Source organism: Streptomyces sp. Y309 (genome assembly GCF_056712025.1).
The window spans coordinates 2,357,219-2,374,255 of record NZ_CM160048.1 but is presented as its reverse complement, the minus strand read 5'-3'; the positions used below and the strand labels follow the sequence as shown (position 1 = coordinate 2,374,255).

At 70.4% G+C, this 17,037-nt stretch carries 10 protein-coding genes; 6 read left to right on the top strand and 4 right to left on the bottom strand.

The window, feature by feature from the left end:
• Positions 1-156: 156 nt before the first annotated feature.
• Positions 157-315, bottom strand: a complete 159-nt coding sequence (locus AC0KTA_RS08735; RefSeq protein ID WP_481054550.1) for a hypothetical protein — start codon at positions 313-315, stop codon at positions 157-159.
• Between the two features lie 245 nt (positions 316-560).
• On the opposite strand from AC0KTA_RS08735, the gene AC0KTA_RS08730 reads away from it, so the two are divergent.
• Positions 561-3,311, top strand: coding sequence for an AfsR/SARP family transcriptional regulator (locus AC0KTA_RS08730; protein WP_481054549.1), 2,751 nt, complete (start codon positions 561-563; stop codon positions 3,309-3,311).
• Between the two features lie 30 nt (positions 3,312-3,341).
• Here the strand turns inward: AC0KTA_RS08730 and AC0KTA_RS08725 are convergent, their stop codons facing one another.
• Positions 3,342-4,244 (bottom strand): serine/threonine protein kinase, encoded by a 903-nt coding sequence (locus AC0KTA_RS08725; RefSeq protein ID WP_481054548.1) that lies wholly within the window; start codon positions 4,242-4,244, stop codon positions 3,342-3,344.
• Positions 4,245-4,283: 39 nt separating this feature from the next.
• Here AC0KTA_RS08725 and AC0KTA_RS08720 point away from each other — a divergent pair, with 39 nt between their 5' ends.
• From AC0KTA_RS08720 to AC0KTA_RS08700, 5 genes are all read left to right on the top strand, one after another.
• Complete coding sequence (locus AC0KTA_RS08720; RefSeq protein ID WP_481054547.1) at positions 4,284-5,852, top strand: PD-(D/E)XK nuclease family protein; 1,569 nt, start codon at positions 4,284-4,286, stop codon at positions 5,850-5,852.
• On the top strand, positions 5,849-6,994 hold the full coding sequence (locus AC0KTA_RS08715) for a pPIWI_RE_Y domain-containing protein (RefSeq protein ID WP_481054546.1): 1,146 nt from the start codon (positions 5,849-5,851) through the stop codon (positions 6,992-6,994). The genes AC0KTA_RS08720 and AC0KTA_RS08715 overlap by 4 nt, the downstream gene beginning before the upstream one ends.
• Positions 6,987-10,499, top strand: a complete 3,513-nt coding sequence (locus AC0KTA_RS08710) for a pPIWI_RE_Z domain-containing protein (protein WP_481054545.1) — start codon at positions 6,987-6,989, stop codon at positions 10,497-10,499. Before AC0KTA_RS08715 ends, AC0KTA_RS08710 begins: the two co-directional genes overlap by 8 nt.
• Before the next feature lie 32 nt (positions 10,500-10,531).
• Entirely contained in the window at positions 10,532-13,303 is a 2,772-nt protein-coding gene (locus tag AC0KTA_RS08705) for a pPIWI_RE module domain-containing protein (RefSeq protein WP_481054544.1), read from the top strand.
• Positions 13,304-14,015: 712 nt separating this feature from the next.
• Entirely contained in the window at positions 14,016-14,384 is a 369-nt protein-coding gene (locus tag AC0KTA_RS08700) for a helix-turn-helix domain-containing protein (RefSeq protein WP_481056358.1), read from the top strand.
• Here the strand turns inward: AC0KTA_RS08700 and AC0KTA_RS08695 are convergent.
• Together AC0KTA_RS08695 and AC0KTA_RS08690 are read right to left on the bottom strand one after the other, a co-directional pair.
• Complete coding sequence (locus AC0KTA_RS08695; RefSeq protein WP_481054543.1) at positions 14,375-15,850, bottom strand: SagB family peptide dehydrogenase; 1,476 nt, start codon at positions 15,848-15,850, stop codon at positions 14,375-14,377. The genes AC0KTA_RS08700 and AC0KTA_RS08695 overlap by 10 nt on opposite strands.
• On the bottom strand, positions 15,847-17,037 hold the full coding sequence (locus AC0KTA_RS08690; protein WP_481054542.1) for a hypothetical protein: 1,191 nt from the start codon (positions 17,035-17,037) through the stop codon (positions 15,847-15,849). Before AC0KTA_RS08690 ends, AC0KTA_RS08695 begins: the two co-directional genes overlap by 4 nt.

The window sequence follows — 17,037 nt, the reverse complement described above, 5'->3', positions numbered from 1 at the left end:
TATGCAGCGTTGGTCTTGTGGACCGGGAATCGCTGCCTTCGACCACGAGCGTGTGGCAGGTGCGGAAAGGCCGCGAGCTCGCCGATCGGCGGAGTTCGGAGGGGTGGGGCCGAGGGGGGTGCCCGCCCGGGACGGGCACCCACCCGGCTGTGGGGTTCAGGCGGTCTCGGAGGGCGAGGCGTCCGGCGCCTCGGTGTGCGGGGTCGCCGGCGTGGTGCCCTCGGTCTGGCTGCCCGCCCGCCGCCGGCGGGTCGGCGGCCAGTCGGGGGACTGGCGCAGGCGGCTCGCTCGACGGTTTCGCTGACGGTTGTTCATAGGGCTTGTGGTTCCTCCCTATTGGGTCGATGGACGACTGCGCGACGCCGTCTCGCGCTTCTGCGAGCGGCTGGTGTCATCGTGCCGGGGACGGGAGGAGGCCGCAGAGCGGAAACTGAGGGATAACGGAGACCCGGGGGCGTGAAGGAGCGAGCGCGTGTGAAGCGGTGCACCGCAGCGCACAGATGAAGGGGGCGCCGCCAAAGGGCCGGACCACTGCTTCCGCTGCGGAGAAGGGGAGGGCGATGGAGGGGCACGTACTGGGCCCAGTCGAAGCCGAAGGGGACGGTGGCGGAAGGGTCTTCGGAGGTTCAAAGCCGGCCGCACTGTTCGCACTTCTGGTGACATCACCGGGTTACCGGTGCACCAGGAAGGAGATCGCCAAAGTCCTCTGGGGCGGCCACGAGAACGCTAGCGACCTGGTGAACCGTGCCATTTCCGACCTACGGAAGCAATTGGGGCCGGTGGTCGTGCCCCATGGCGGCAAGTCGGGCTACTGCACGCTCCGCCTGCCGGAGGACAGCGTCGACCTGCTCCGCTTCCGCGACCGGGTGGCGAGAGCCAGGGAGCTGAGCCCTCCGGAGCGGTTCGAGCAACTCGGGGCGGCCCTGCAGGGGTGGGACGGCGGCGAACCCCTGCGCGGACCGACGGAGAGGGGCTTCCAGCTGCGCCGGGAGGAACTGCGGGCCGAGTTGATGGCCGCCGTATGCGCCCGGCTGGACGCTGCCTACAGGTCCAGGGAGGAGAAATGGCTCCGCGAGGAGACGGAGAAATGGTTCGAGCGCACACCGGAACTGCCCCAGGTCTTAGGGTTCTACCTGCTTGCCCACGACGACCTGCCGGAGCATCGGCGTGAACGGCTCATCGAGGAGTGGACGAAGCGCAACGGAAAGCCGGACGCCGACTTGCAGAGCGCCATCGACCAGGTCCGGGGAGTTGCACACCGGTCGGCCGGGACGCTCCTGCCGCCCTTACCGGACCAATTGCCCGGCAGCAGACGCAGGCCGGTCGGGCAGGACGAACTGATCCGCGGCCTCGTCGAGGCCGTGTGCGTGGAACAGGACGCCGGCAACCTGGCGTTGGTCCTCATCAGTGGCATGGCGGGTGTCGGGAAGAGCACGGTGGCCCACCACCTCGCCCGTGGGCTGCGGGAGCGGTTCCCCGACGGTGTGCTCTATGCCGGACTGAACGGGTTCGCCGACGGAGACGTGCGGCCCGCTGAACCGGACGAGGTCCTGAACGGGTTCCTGGCCGCGCTACCGCCCTACACCACGGTGACCGGACCGGAGAGCAAGAGCAATGCGTTGCGGTCGGCACTGGCCCACCGCTCCATACTCATGGTCCTCGACGATGCGCTCAATGCCAAGCAGGTGCTGCCGCTGCTTCCCGGAGACGGCACCTGCGCCGTGATAATCACCAGCCGCAACGACCTCTTGCGCCTCCAGTCCGACAGAAAGGTGCTGTTTCGCAAGATGGAGCCGCTGCAAGAGGCGGACGCTCTGGAGGTACTCCAGGAGAACGTGGCAGCCGAGGATCGGGCGAAGTGCGCTCAGGGCTTCAGTGATCTGGTCCGTCTCTGCGGCCGACTGCCGCTGGCCCTCGCCGTGGTGGCCCGGCTCCTGGAAGGCGGTGCGCGTCCGCTACGTACCATCCTCGCCCTCGTGCGGGAGATGGAGGAGGAACGGGCGAAGCTGGACACCCTGCACCTGCCGGAACACGAACTGTCGGTCCGTGTCGCGCTGAACTGCTCCGTGCGCGTGCTCGGCGAGGAGGGCCAGCTTCTGCTGTGGCAGCTCGCCGTTCACCCCGGACCCAGCGCCTCCTGGGAGGCGGTGATGGACCTCGGGAGGGCGGCGGGCGAAGCGGCGCGCACCGACCGGGCCCTGGTGGAGCTAGTGGCGGCGAACCTGGTGGAGCACCAGGGGGACCGCTACGGATTGCACGACCTCGTGCGGGCTTTTGCCCGCCAGCACATGCAGCCAGGGCCGGACGGAGAGACGGCGAACATTGAGCGGGCGACCGTACGGCAAGTGCTGGAACACCAACTGCACAACGTCCGCGCCTGCGACCGGGTGCTCGACCACGAGCGCACCCTGCCCATCGGCGAGCCTGACAGGGTCACGGTCACCGATCCCGCGGAACCGGGGCAGGCGATGGCGTTCCTGGACGAGGAGTATGCAACCGTCCAGCGAGGCATCCGATTAGCCATCTGCCAGGGCATCAAACGGTACGAATGGCTGCTGCCGCTGGCGCTGGTCACTTATCAGTGGCGCCGCCACCTCCTCGACGACGCGTTGAGGAACCTCGGGTACGCCGTGGACGCAGCGGAATCCGCCGCCGCTCCGGTGGACTGCGCCATGGTCCATCGGATGCTGGCAGGGACACAGTGGCGGCTCGGCAGGTACGACGCGGCCGTGGGTCACTTGCGCCGGGCCGTCCGGCTCAGCGAGGAGGACGACACCGAGCAAGGCCGGCTGAGTCTGGCCCGGTCGTTGCACCGGCTCGGGATCACCCTACGCAAGCAGGGCGACCGGACGAGAGCGGAGGAAACGCTGCGCCGGGCGCTGAAGTTGTGCCGGGAGGTGTCCGACCCGGTCGGAGAGGCGGCCGCCTTGAATGCCCTCGGCGCGCTTCACCACGACCGGGGTGAGCACGAGCAGGCGCTCCGCCGATGCGCCGACGCCCTATGTGCGGTGGAGCGCACAGGGGAGCGCAGCGGCCTGGCCGACGTGTTGTTCACCCTGGCCAAGGTGCACCTGGCCCGCTCCGAGCGGGACGAGGCCATCGTCCTGTACCAGCGGGCCTGCGACATTTACCGCGAACAGGAGAACTGGCCCAACGAGGACAAGGCGCGGCGGCTCTTCGTGGAGGTCCTGGTGTCCGCCGGAAAGACCGAAAAGGCGGTATTGGAGCTGGAGAGAGTCATCGTGCTACGCGAGCTGATGGGCGGCGCAGATCCGCGTGAGATCCGAGAGCTGCTGGAAGGATTGAGGTGATCCGCCTCGCCGGCGACAGTCGGGTCACCGTCACAGTCGGGGCAGATGCGTGCGGTAGTACTCGGTCGGGTCAGGGTGCAGCCGCTTGGACGGTCGCCGTGAGCCCAGCCGGGGCAGGTGCTGCCGGAGCCTGTCGAACACCTCACGGACATCCGCCGGGCGCTTCTCCGCCTCCCACCGGACCATCCACAGCGCGAGGAAGGCGAACTCCGGGGGGAGTTTGGCGAGTAGGTCGGCTGGCAGTACAGGACTGCCCGGTTCCGCCCGCTCCTCCAATCCGCCGTAGGGCAGACGCATCACGGTCATCTCCAGCAGAATGCAGCCGAGCCCGAAGATGTCCGCCCGCTGCGTCAGACCTGAGGGGCATGCGTCGGACTGCTCGGGGGAGGCCCAGCCACGCGTACCGCGCTCATAGAGCGTTGGCTTGCCCGCCATGATGGCGTGGCCCATGTCGATGAGACGGAGACGGCCGTCCGGTTGCACGATGACATTCTCGGGTTTGAGATCGCAGTGCACCAGATTCCGCTTGTGAACTTCCCACAGAATTTCACACAGCTGGCCGATGACGGACGCAACGGTCCCGGGATGCCTGACGGGCCGGGCGGCCAACAGGGCGTTCTGCAGTTGGCGTCCCTCGACGAATTCCATGACCAGGCATCGGCGCCCGCGGTGCGCCCCGGTGGCGATGATTTCAGGAATCGCCTTAATTCCCGTCAGCATCATCATTCGGGAACCCTCTTCGAGAAGGTTCCTTCCGGCCGAGCGGAAAACGCTCTCGGGGCCGAGGTCCCGGGCCTTCTGGAGCTTCAGCGCCACCCTCTCCCCGCTCCTGCGGTCGCGGCCGAGGAAAAGGTCGCCCTGGCCGCCGTCACCGACCATGTCCAGCACTTCGTAGCGCTTCTCCACATCGCCGATCTCCTCGATCTCCCTCATGGCCACCCGTCTTTCCCCAGTTCAGAAATGGAGCAGGAAATGTCACAGCCATGGCTGCCCCCCGACGGGGTGACCCGCACCTCCGAAGTCATCACGGTATCCGCTGGAATGTTCAAGGGACTAGAATTCCGGTGCCCCGCCGCTGACGCCCTCAAGACTCGCGGCTACCACCACACCGCCGACCCAGTACCGCGCCGTCGTGAGCGGTTGGAGCACTTTGCTCTCGGCCCCTTCATGGCCGCCTGCGACGCCCGCTTCCGGCCCTCCGGCAGCCCGCCCCGGACACGTACCGCGCCCTTGCACGACGGCCTGAGGACCTGGTCGGACCATGGTGTGAAGGCGTACGAAGCGGCCTTCCCCGCCGACCCGGAACGCACTCTGAACGAGGTCCCCGAGCCGTGGACGTACCGCTACCGGCTGTCCGGCCCTGACCCGCGGAACGCCCAGGAGTACCGCTTCACCGTGTGGGGCCGCTGCCTGGCCTCCGCCGACGGCGCCTACCGTGAACTCCGTCTCCCCGTGCACCGCCTGAACCGGGACCTGCCGCCCGACGGGTTCACCGCCGCCGTCGCCCTGGTGCTGGCCGAGGGCACCCCCGGGCCGCCGCCGGAGCACGTACGGATCGTGGAGTTCGCGCTGTTCGACGGCCGTACGCGGGAGCTCTTCGCCGGCAGCCGGGCGCAGGCGCTCGCCCGGTACCGCGAGCACGGCCCCGACGCCCTGGCCGGCGTACTGGACGGACGGGAATACCGCCCCGGTTCCGCCTGCGGCGGATGCGCCTACCTGTCGGTCTGCCCGGCCCTGCGTGCGGCGCCCGGACTGCTGGGCATCGAGGCACCGGACCGGCCCCGCCGCACCTGGTCGGTGACCAACGGACGCAACTACCGGGCCTGCCCGGCGCGCGACCACATGCGCCGGCTGCACCTGCCCACGGCGGACTCCGTCGAGCGTGAGGTGACGGCCGAGCGCGGCCGGGCCCTGCACGCTTACCTCGCCGACCGGCACGGTCACGGATCGCCACGACCGTGCACGGTCGAGGTCCCCGAGGAGTGGGTGCCGGACGGATTTGACCTGCCCGACCACGAACGCACGCTCGGCGTACTCCTGTTACGGCGGCACGCCGCGGTCTGTCCGCTGCGGTGCGTCGGGGACGGGACGGACGTGCGGACCGAACCCCGGGTGGTGCGACACGACACCGCCGCCGACGTGGTGGTGATCGCCGCACCCGACCTGCTCTACCGGGACGCCGACTCATGGGTATGGCGTGAGACCAAGACCTCCGCCACCGACCGGCGGTCCAACCGCCCCCTGCTGGAGCTCTACCCCCAACTGGCCCTGGCGGTCATGCTGATCGCCCGCGGTGACCTGGGCGGCGCTCCGTCCCGTGCCCGGGTCGAGCTGGAGGTGCTGCGCCCCAGCGGTGCCGACCTGGAGATCATCGACCCCTTCGCCTCAGCCAACCGGACCGTGGCGGAGGGAGTCCTGCGGGCGATGGTGGCCGACTGGCACGGGGACGACCGCTACGCGGCCGTGCCCGGACGCTCCTGCGAGCGGTGCGAAGTGGCCCGCTGGTGCTCAGCGTCGCCCGCCACCGAGGCCGCGGCATGAGGGCGGGGGCGGCCCGCCGGGCCGACTGGCCGGACTCCGGGGAGGAGTCCGAGGGCGTGGGCAGCGAACTCTTCCGCGAGCTCGCCCGCATGGTGGCGGCCCTCGCCGAGGTCCAGGGACTCCGCTCGTTCGCCCTGCCCTATCCCGTCCTCGCCCAGCGTGTGCTGGACCACACGGTGATGCACTGCCTAGACGTCGGGGAGACACCGCCGAGGAGCCTTCCGGAGCTGTGGGAGTGGTGCCGGACCAGGCCGGCGGGCGATCCGCTCTTTGCGGTTCCCGTCTCCCTGGTCACCCCGGGCGCGACGCTGGTGCACCCAGTTGGCCGGATGCCGACCCGGTCGTGCCTCGAAGTCGCCTCGCATGGGCCGAACGGGGGCGTTGCGGCACACGCCCGGGCGCTTCTGGGCGACCTGGAAGCGCGGTGCGGAACGGGCGAGCGCTACCGGCAGTGCCGGAGGTTCCTGGCCCGCCACCCGGTGGTCCACCAGCAGGACCGCTTCGGGCCCGGCTGGAGCAAGGCCGTGTGGAGCCGCGTCAAGGACCTCTACAGGCCGCTGCCCGAATCCCTGCTCGTCGACGGCGACTTCTTGCGCTGCCCCTCGTGCGGGCTCCCCGCGCTGCCCCGGGACGGGGCCGTGCCCGTACCCGGGTCGTCCGCCACCGACGCGGACATCTGGTGCGAAGGGGAGGAATGCCCGCGCGACTGCCCTCTGGAACTGATCCGCGAGCCGGAACAGGCGTGGATCCTGCGGCGTTCGCTGCGGACGTTCCTCGCACTGCCGCACCGGACTGAAGAGGCCGCCCTGGAGGCGCTGGATCGTGCCGGGATCGACCACGAGGCCCTGTCGGGGCCTCTGTCCGCCTACCGGCTGAGGGACACCGGTCCCGGAGTCGTGGACATCCAGGTGCACGACCGCCTGCAGCCGGCCCTCCTTGCTGCACATCTCACTGACAGCGCACCTCTCGCGGACCGCACCTTCGTCGTGGTCCCTGACGCGCTCGCCGGGCGGGACGGCTACCGGGAGGCCTTCACCGACGCCCTTCCCGCGCTCCTGCGAGACCGGCTGGTGCTCACCACACCCGTGGACCTCGTGCCGGACCTGGGACGGGCAAGGAGAGAGGAGAAGGAGAATGCGTAGCATCACCCCGCCGCTGACCGACGTACTCCGCGCACTCCAGGCGTTCCTGGGGGCGTCCGTTCCCAAGCCCGCCCTGGAAGCGCTGTGCCAGGTGGAACTCGGCCTGTACCTCCAGCAGAAGCTGATGCCGGGCAGCCCAGCGGGCAGCGCCTGGGTACTGTTCAGCGGATACGGGTTCGCCGAGGCATACGGAGCGCCGCTGCCACCGGACACCGGGCGGACGTTGCGTGTTGCCCGGTACTCGCTGTGGACACTGCGCAGGGGCCGTACCTGGCGCGAGGCGCTGGAGAGCTACCAGCTGTTCGACCCCAGGGTGCGCGGCTACGACGTACCGGACACCGAGTCGCCCGCCAACCGCCGCGAACTCTCCGTCGCCAGCGACCGCTTCGCCGTCTACGAGCAACTGCTGCGTGTCGCCCCGCCGCTCGCGGGCCAACGCATGCCGGTCGCGGGCCAGGGACCGCACGCCTTCCCTGTCAGCCGCACCCTGGCCGTCGTCGACCTGCCGGCCGTACCCCGCACCCCCCTCGTCGCCCACGACATGGACCTGGAACCGGCCGGTGGCGGAGAGCCGCTGGTCTTCACCAGGAAGAGTCTGGAGCGCACCGCGGCGGAGATGGACGCCACGCACGCCCGCGTCGGCGAGGGAAGGCCGCCGCGCTGGCTGGAGCGGCTGCGGGCCTTCGACCTGTCCACCAAGAAGAACGGCACGTTCCACAAGGCCGGCAAGGACGAGGACTTCACGTTCACGGTCGACGGGATCCAGCACCTGCTTGGCATCGTCGGCACGGGCAAGAGCACGCTGCGCGACATCGTCGCCGTCCATCTCGCCAAGCTCGGCAAGCGCACCACCATCGTGGTCACCGACGTCGCGGAGGTGCTGAAGCTCGTCCAGCTCTACAGTCTGTACACCGACGGCGCCGCCGCACCTGTGCTCGGCTCCTCCGGCCGGGAGCGGCACGCCCAGCGGCTGCACCGCCGGCTGGCGGGCCGGGGCGAGCACCGGCTGCTCGCCCACGACGACCCCGCCTTCTCCTACCTCGGGACCTCCTGCGTGCTCAACGTCAGGCGGCAGGACGCCACTTCGTCCACCGAGCCGCTCGCCTTCGGCGAGGCACCCTGCTCCCGGCTCCGGCCACCGTCGGATCCACGGCGCGACAAGGGCGGCGGACGTGCCTCCGTATGGCAGAAGAGGGCGACGAGCTGCCCGTACTGGTCCGCCTGCCCCCGGCACCACGGAGCCCGCACCCTGGTCGGCGCCCTGATCTGGGTGGCCACTCCGGCCGGACTGATCGACGCCTCACCGCCCCGCCCCCAGAACGGCGAGCGTATCCGCTACCTCGAACTCGCCTGCCGCCGCAGCGACCTCGTGATCATCGACGAGGCCGACCGTGTGCAGATGAAGCTCGACCAGACCTTCGCACCCGCCGTCGTCCTCGCCAGCGACGAGGACAAGGGTCTCATCGACCAGCTGAGCCGGCACAAGATCCGGGAACTCGCGGCGAGCGGGCGCACCCAGCTCTCCGAACGGGACGTGGAGACCTTCGCCGCCGCCCTCAACACCGCCGGATCGGCCACCGACCGGCTGTACGCGATGCTCGTCGCCGGGTACGAGCTGCGCAACTGGGTGCGGACGGGCTACTTCAGCGCCTGGACGCTCCAGCTCGGACTGCTCGACGAACGCTACGAACTCCTCGACGGCAGCGGGCCGGAACCCCAGAACCACGCCCTCAGACAGGCCCTCGGCAAGCTTCTCGACGCCTTCCGCGACGACCCCTTCGGCGACCGCCGCCGCAGGACGGAGGAGGACTTCAGCAGGCTGACCGCCCTCCTCAACGAACTGCTCCACACCGGCAATCCGGAGAACACCCGCCGCCACCTGACCGAGGTCATGGACGAGGTCTTCCACATCGACCCGCAGTACATGGCCGCCCGGAAGCAGAAGTACAAGGAGGAGTACGACGAGTGGCAGCGCGAGGAGGAGGAACGGCAGACGAAGCGCGGGCGCCGCCGGAAGCTCAAGCCACCGCCCCAGACCCCCGAGCAGTGGCGGCAGAAGCTCGCCGAACGTTTCGAGTTCACGCTGCTGCTCAGCGCCCTAGAACCCCGGCTCGCCATGATCAACGCCATGTGGCCCCGGGTCGAGGCCGCCCTCAGCCTGGGCTACAACACGATGTATCGTCGGCCGCTCGACTACGGCCCGATGGTGCCCGAGGCCCCGATGGGCAACGTGCTCGGCTTCCAGTTCCGGGTCCCGGGCGAGGACGAGGGCGGAGTCCGTAGCGGCGAGCTGACCTTCTTCCGCTGCAGCGGCGTCGGACGTGAGCTGCTGCGCGCCATGCCCCACCTCGCCTCCGTCGAGGGCAGGCCCGGCGCCCATCTGCTGCTCATGTCTGGCAGCAGCTGGGCGGGGGCGTCCAGCCGCTACCACGTCTGTGTCCCGGTCGGTGTGATCATCGAGCCGCCGACCGAGGTGACCGAACGTATCGCGGACGAGAGCCTGATGCGCTTCGAGTTCATCGACGACGGCGACGAGAAGCTGCGCCTGTCGGGAACCCACCCGGACGACCGTCCCGAGAAGCTGCGCCGTATTGCCACCTGTCTCGGCGCGGGGGAGTACGACGCTCCCGAAGGAGGTCCGCTGGAGCGTGAGTTACTTTCCCTTCGTCCAGGGAAGCGCGACCAGATCCTCCTGCTGGTCGGCAGCTACGCCGAGGCGCGCATCGTGGCCGACACCCTGCACAACCTCAACTCCCGCTGGCGGGACAGCGTGCTGTGCCTGGTCTCGGACGACGAGGAGATCGCTCCGGAGAACGAGGCGCCGTCCGCCTACCGTGCCCGGTCACTGCGCCGGGGCGACGTCGAGCACCTGAAGGACCTCGACGCGAACATCCTCGTGGCGCCCCTGCTGGCCGTGGAGCGGGGCCACAACATCCTCAACGACGACGACGAGGCGGCCATCGGCACGGTCTACTTCCTGGCGCGGCCCAACCCGCACCCCGAGGACCTGTCCCTGGCCGTCCATGCCGTCAACGACTGGATCGTCCGCGCCGTCACCGGCGGTGACTTCGACACCTGGGCACGGGGACAGGCCACCGTTGAGGATTTTGCCGACGAGGTCCGCCGCCTCGCCCGTTCGCGTTGGTACCAGGTGCTCGCCCGCTCGATGGCGTGGAGCCACCTCGGCGACGAGGCGCGGGAGCAGGTCACTTGGGACATGCTCGTCCTGATGTGGCAGGTGATCGGGCGGCTGGTGCGCGGCGGCGTACCGGCACGGGTGGTCTTCGTCGACGCGGCCTTCGCCCCGAACCGCGGGGCCGTACCACCGCGAACCGACACCCCCGCGTCCAGCCTGCTGCACAGCGTGCTCGACGTGCTGGACCCGTACTTCAACGGCGACACGAAGAGCGCGGAGGAGCAGTTCATCGCCCGCGCCCTGTACGAGCCGCTCCGGCGCATGCTCACGCGCTTGCTCGCCCCTGCTCCCGCCCCGGACCACCCATAGACGCCGAACTCCAGCTTCCAGGAGGCAATTTCGTGTATCACACCATTCGCGTCGCGGCCTACGAACCCGACCCGCTCCATGAATCGTGGCGGGAGGAGATGAGGGTGCTGCGGCTCGGCGAGGAGCTGCATACCGAGCTCACCAGGATGCACGCCGAGGCCGACAAGGACTCCGTCCGCCCTGACCGGCTCCCCGTACGCAGGCTCAACTCCCTGCTCCAGGCGATGGCCCCCGGTGTCATCGCGACCGGCCGCAACGCCGGAACGGACGGCCGTCTGCCGTGGCTCTACGCGCGGGAAGCCGTTCCGCCTGAGGTGCTGGCCCCGGTGATCGGCACCTGGGCGGCGGGCACGTACCGGGAGGAGGACGACACCGAAGGCGCCGACCTGGAGGAGAGGTTCCGCTCCGACGACCCGGCCGAGGCCGTTCAGCTGCCACATTGGGAGGCTGAGTCGGTCGACCTCGCCGAGACCGTGATCTCGGCGGGCGGAACAGCCGAACCCGCCGCACGGCTCTACAGTCTGCTGCCTGAGTGGGTCGCCTTCCGACTGGCCGCCAGGACGTTCCGCACCGGGGGCACCATACTCCACTTCCGCGTCGAGAGTTCGGGCAACGGTGCGCGACTTGTCTCCTGGCCGCCCCAGCGGTACGAGCGGCGAGGGCAGGCCTGGTACTACTCGGCCTGCCTCAACATCACCGTCCACACCGTGCCCTTCGCCCCACAGTTTCGCGTCCATGTGTCCACTCAGGTACGCCGGTGGACCACCCGGCTTGACGTACGCCCTCACCAGCTCGGCGGCACGACGGTCCTGCTCGACGCCCCGCTGCCGTGGCCGGAAGGGCCGGACCGGGGCTACCGGTTGATGGCGAATACCCTCGGCTACGACCGGCGGCTGAAGGAACTGGCCTGGCGCCACCACAGCCCCGCGCCCCTCGTGCCCGAACTGGACATCGTACGCAACTACCCTGAGCCTGCTGAGCTCTTCACCCATCCGGAACGCTGGATCAACGGGTCCGGGGACGTGGCCGCCGGCATCGTCTACCACCCTTCGATCGGCCCGCACGAGGTCGGACCCGGGCTGATGCCACAGGAGCGGGCGGATCTGGACGCCTGGGTCGAGGAAGGGTTGCGCCCCATGCTGACCCGGGTCCCCGACCTCACGCGGGTCACCCGGAGTAACAGCCCCTCACTGCTGCCTCGTTCGGGTGTCGGACGTGGTCCGGGCGTCCGGGACGCGCAGTTGGCCTTGCAGCGGCGGGCGGCGCTGGCACGCGCACTGAACGGCCGTCCCCTGGAGATCGACGTCTTCTGGCAGTCCCCGGAAACCCGTGCGGCACTGCTCGCGGAACTGCCGAAGCTCATCGGCTTCCCTCCCGGGGAGAGAGTGGTGCCGGCCGACGACGACACCTGGCGGTGGCGGGGCGAGGGGATCGAGATCCGGGTACGAGCCCGGCCCGCGGGGCCCCTGGCCGACGCCATGCCGATTTCCCGCAAACGCAGGCGTCCCAGGGCCGTCCGGCTGGCCGAAGCCATCGAAGAGCGCTGCCGACTCGTGGCCGACCGGGTGGTCCTGCGGCCCGAGGGGACCGGAGTCGTGATCACGGAGATCGCCGATAAGGAGCGCTTCGCCGCCGTGCCGGACTCCGACCCCAAGCACGCGCTGCGCATCGCCTGGGCGCGGCAGGGCTGGCTGAGCCAGTTCGTCAACCTGCCCGACAGCACCGACAGCACCGACAGCGGCCTGGAGCACCGGGCCAAGTGGACCTGGCTGGACGCCTTCCGGCAGCTCGGCGCGATCAGCCCGCCCGCCCACCGGGTAGGAGCCGGAGTTCCCGGCGACCTTCAGTACGTGGCGCTCTGGCTCGTACGCCACACCAGGAAGGGGCCCACCCGGTGCCCCGTCCGCCGACTGGTCGCGGTGCGGGTCCGCCCCGGGGACGGACCGGGCGTCATCGAGGGGTGGGACGCCCAGCGCGCCGAATGGGTGCCGTACCCGAAGCTGTTGCTGCTGCTCTCCCAGGCAGTGGAACCCGTGGCGGGGGAGGGGGCGGATACGGAAGGCCCTGGCAATGGCGCGACCTCCCGGGGAGGGCTCCGGCCCGCTGCCCGCCCGGGTGTGGAGCAGCGCAGGCAGCAGGAGACTGAGCGGCAGATTCGCGCGCTGCTCTTCCAGCTCCGCGACCGCCCGACGCTCCTGCTGGCGGACGCCGGCAATCTGCGCCAGTGCTGGCCCGGCCTGCGCAACGGCGAACTGGACCGCGACATGCTTGGCTTCGGCACCGAACCCGCCCAGCGCCACACGCTCTACGGCGACGACCTGCGGGTGGTGCTCGTACGGGATACCAACGGACGGGAGGAAGTGGCGGAGTGGTACGCCCACGACGCAAAGGGCAGAGTCGGCTTCGCCGAGGGCGTGTGGGGGACGGCGGAGACGGAGAGCCGTGTCTTCGCGAGTACGGCCTCGAAGCCGCACACGGTGGCGAAACTGCCGAAGGGACTCATGAAGCTGGCGCCCACGGCACAGGGCAGGACAGCACCCGGGAAGACCGCCTGGAACCCCGGGCAGCTGGAGATCACCGTGCTCGGCTGCCTGTCGGAGAAGGCGCTGGCGGACTCGGGGCGTGACGGGGGCCTGCCTGACCGGCCGGCGGAGTGGGCGACGCTCACGCACCAGCTGCGCTACCACGACGACTACCCGCCGCTTGCCCGGCCCCTTCCGCTGCACCTGGCGCGTCTCGCCGGTGAGTACGTGCTTCCGGTGGCCGGAACGAAGGAGGAGGGGAGCACGTCATCCGCTCCATGAGCGAGGCGCCGCCTGCATGGGGCGTCCCAACGAACGACGCGGAAAGACGCGCACAGCATCGGATGCCGCCGCGACCTCGCGGAGCAAATTGGCCTGCGGCGCACACACTGAGTACTTCACCAATGGCGCTCCACTCGAGGGGTGCGGACTGATCGCCAACATAGAGGGACAGGCTCGCGGGCGAGACTCATTGGTCCCTCGTGTGGCGATTCTTGAGCCTGCTGAGAAGGGCCGCTGACCTGCGGTTTCGACTGGTGTGCATTAGGGACGCCCGTTCTGGCTCGGGCGCGGATGCCGGCCGGCTGCCGTTCGGCTTCCAGTACGTCGCGATCGACTGCGGTCGGCGGGGCGTTGATGGTGTGGGAGAGAAGGCAGTCGCGGGAGTGGCCCCGCGTGCCGTGGGCCTGTCCCGTCGACGGAACATTTGCTCCTTGAGGTGGAGATCCTTCCGGTCTGCCGGAACTGTTTGGTTCAGGTCAATTGCAGGGATTTCCCACAGAAGGTGCGGGGAGCCGCACAATGCTAGGAGGGCGCCGTCGCGGTGGCGGCGACGGGTGAAGGGAGGGGCGGCGATGCCGTCATCGGACTTACGTGAGAGGTGTGGGGGATACGAGGGGCGCCGGTTGTGTTCTCGCGTCTGTTGATCAAACTGGAGCAACCCCGGGAAGGCGAGGAGGGCTTCGCGCTCGCTCGGGGCGGGCAGTTCACGTTGATGCCCGTGACAGTGACGGCACACTCGCGGCGTTGCCTGCTGCGGCGGCGCATCGACGCCTTCATCCAACGTCACCTGGCCGACCCGGCGTTGTCACCGACGTCGATCGCCGAGGCCCACCACATCTCCGTGCGCTACCTGTACCAGGTGTTCGACACCCACGGCATGGCCGTCGCGGCCTGGATCAGATACTGCCGCCTGGAGCGCTGCCGGCGTGATCTGGCGGACCTGCGGCTGCGGGCCCGGTCCATCGGCGCGATCGCGGCCATGTGGGGCTTCTCGGACGCGGCCCACTTCAGTCGGGCCTTCCGGACCGCGTACGGCATGTCGCCGCGCGAATACCGCAGGCGGAGGCTCGTTCAGGACTGAGCTCCGGTCGCCGGCGCCCCGCCCACGGCGAGCAGATACAGGGCCTGGGACTCCCCTCTGGGCGCCACACCGAGAACGCCGTTGACGACGTCGTCGACGAAGCCGGTCACCCCGCAGGTGCGCAACTGCCGGGCCGCCGCGACGAGTTGGAGGTTCTGCGCGATGTGCCCGGCCTCCATGAGCGCGATCCGGTACCCGCGCTCCAGATACTTCGCCTGGACCCGTCGGAACGAGGCGGCGAGGAGTACGACGACGGCCGCGTCGTCGAGCACGCTCCCGTGGGCCGAGTGCGCCGACAGCGCCTCCCCGGCGTCGGCCGGGCGGCCCGTGCCGACGAGGGCGTGCGCGAGCGGGTCGTAGCGGTACAGCCCGCGCGGAATTCCCGAGACCCGGCGCGCGTACGCGTACACGTCCACGGGGTACAGCGCCCCGCCCGACGGAGCGGCCCGCAGCGGGACACTGCCGCCGTCGGTGGTGGCGGCCCAGCCGGTGACGCCCGAGGAGTAGTGCAGCAGGGCGGACAGCTCGTCCACGGTCAGGACCCGGGGACCGAAGCGGCGGCGCGACCGGCGCCGGGTGATCGCCTCCTCCAGGGCCAGGGAGCGGTCCGCGCGGACGTCCGGCAGGGGGTGCGCCGTGCCGGGCACTTCTGTGGCCCGGCCGGCGGAGGCGGTTGCGCTGTCGCAGGGGGGCGGGGCGGGCTCGGTCGCGTACGCGCTGTTGATCGCGTCCCGCTCCCTGAAGTGTTCGTGCAACTTGCTGTTCTCGTGCAGAATCCGGGACAGCCGGGGCAGGGGCGGCGCCCCGGCGGGGACCGGAGTGCCGCACCATCGGCAGTCCGGATCCCTCGGGACGCGCCACGACTCCCTGACGGCCCTGCCGTTCGCGCGCACGCGCAGACTCAGCACGCGCCCCCACATCGACCGGTCGGGGCTTCCCGCCAGGCCGTGCCGCAGCGTCCCGAAGGCCTCGCTCAGGGCCAGCGCCGCCAGTTCGTCGGGCTTGGCCGGACCGTCGTCCGAGGCCGCGGCCCGCACGCGCGCGCCGCGCCCCGGAACTGCCGGGGGGTGACGCACCCCGTCGAGCCGGAAGCCGTCGGCGGCGGGGAGCAGGTCCGGGGCGAAGCAGCCGAGGCAGGGCGTCGAGGGCGGCCTCATCCAGGGACCGACGTATGCCGTCCAGGGGTCGGTGACGACGCAGGGAACCAGCAGGGATCCCGAGGTGAGCACGGCCTCGTTCAGCGCGCCGCGCAGCCGCACCGCTTCCAGCGTGTCGTCCGCGTCCAGCACGGCGACGACACAGGCGGTCCGGCCGGCCGCCGCGAGGTCGGCGAGTCGGTCACGCAGAGCCCCCACGGTCGGCTCGACCGGGCAGCGAGCGCCGGCGAAGTACTCGGGCCGCGAACCCTTCGGCACGGCCGAGCGCCGTGGGTCGAAACCGACGAGGGCGAACGCGGCCCTGGTCATGCGGCTTCCTCCTTCTCTCCGTTCGTCTTCTTCTCTTCGTTCGTCTTCTTCTCTTTGTTCGTCTTCTTCTCTTTGGCTGCCTTGTCGTTGTCCGCCGTGGCGTCGCGGTGGAGCTGTCGCGTGTACGCGACCAGGAACGCGTCACGGCAGCGCGCGAGATCGTCGACCGTGCAGTCGAGCACCGGCCGGGCGAGATCGGCGGGCCGCGCGCTGAACCCGTTGAGCCGCGACAGGAGCGGCACCCACGCCCGCCGGGGCGGATGATCCAGTACGGAGACGAACTCGTCGAGGACGGCGAGGCGCCCCTCGGCCAGCACGGTGCGCAGTTCGGCGGGGCCAAGATTCCGTACGATCGCGGCGGCGCGGGGCCCGATGTCCGCGCGGAAGGCGGCGGGGCCCACGGCCGGCTGCGTGACACAGGCGACGTAGCGACGGCTCCGCCAGGGAAAGTCGAACAGCTTCAGGCTGTACACCGGCCGCGGCCCCTCCCGCAGCTGACGGAACAGCGCGGAGCGGTACGCGGACAGTCCGGCGAGCAGCACCGACAGCGCGCTCCAGTACTGGTCCAACGGGCCGCCGCACAGGAACAGTTCGGGCTCCTGCCCGCCGGTCCTGCGGCGTACCGCCGCGAGCGCCTCGGCGTACTCCTGGTGCTCGTCCGTCCCTCCGTCGCGCGTGGCCCCGGCCACGGAGCGGTCGGGTGGCGAGGGCGGGGGAGTCGCGGGGTCCAGGAGTTCCGAGAGGCGCGACGACACGAAGGGCTGCCGGATCAGCGTCGGCCGCGGCTGCGTACGCCGCCACTCCTCCCGGAACCGTTCGAGCGACGCCGGGAGCCGCCCCGCGCTGCGCAGGGGCTCCGGCAGGATCGCGTCCTCGACGGCGAGCACCCGCTGCTCCTGGGCGAAGTCGGCCGGTGAGGTGTCGGCCAGTTCGACGAGCCGGTCCACGTCGAGACCGGTCCGCCCGGCCGGGGACAGCAGGAACCGTACGGTGATCACGTCTTTGCGCAGGTGACCGGTGAGGACGCTGAGCCCGGGCAGGCGGCCGAGTTGTCGCCCCAGCAAGTGCTCGGCAAGGTGGGCCAGCGGGAAGACGGGGCGCCAATCGGGATGGCGCGGGGTGTGCAGGGTCAGGGTCGTCCGCTCCAGGCCGCGCAGCTCCGCCGCGCCGGCGCGCGTGAGGTCCAT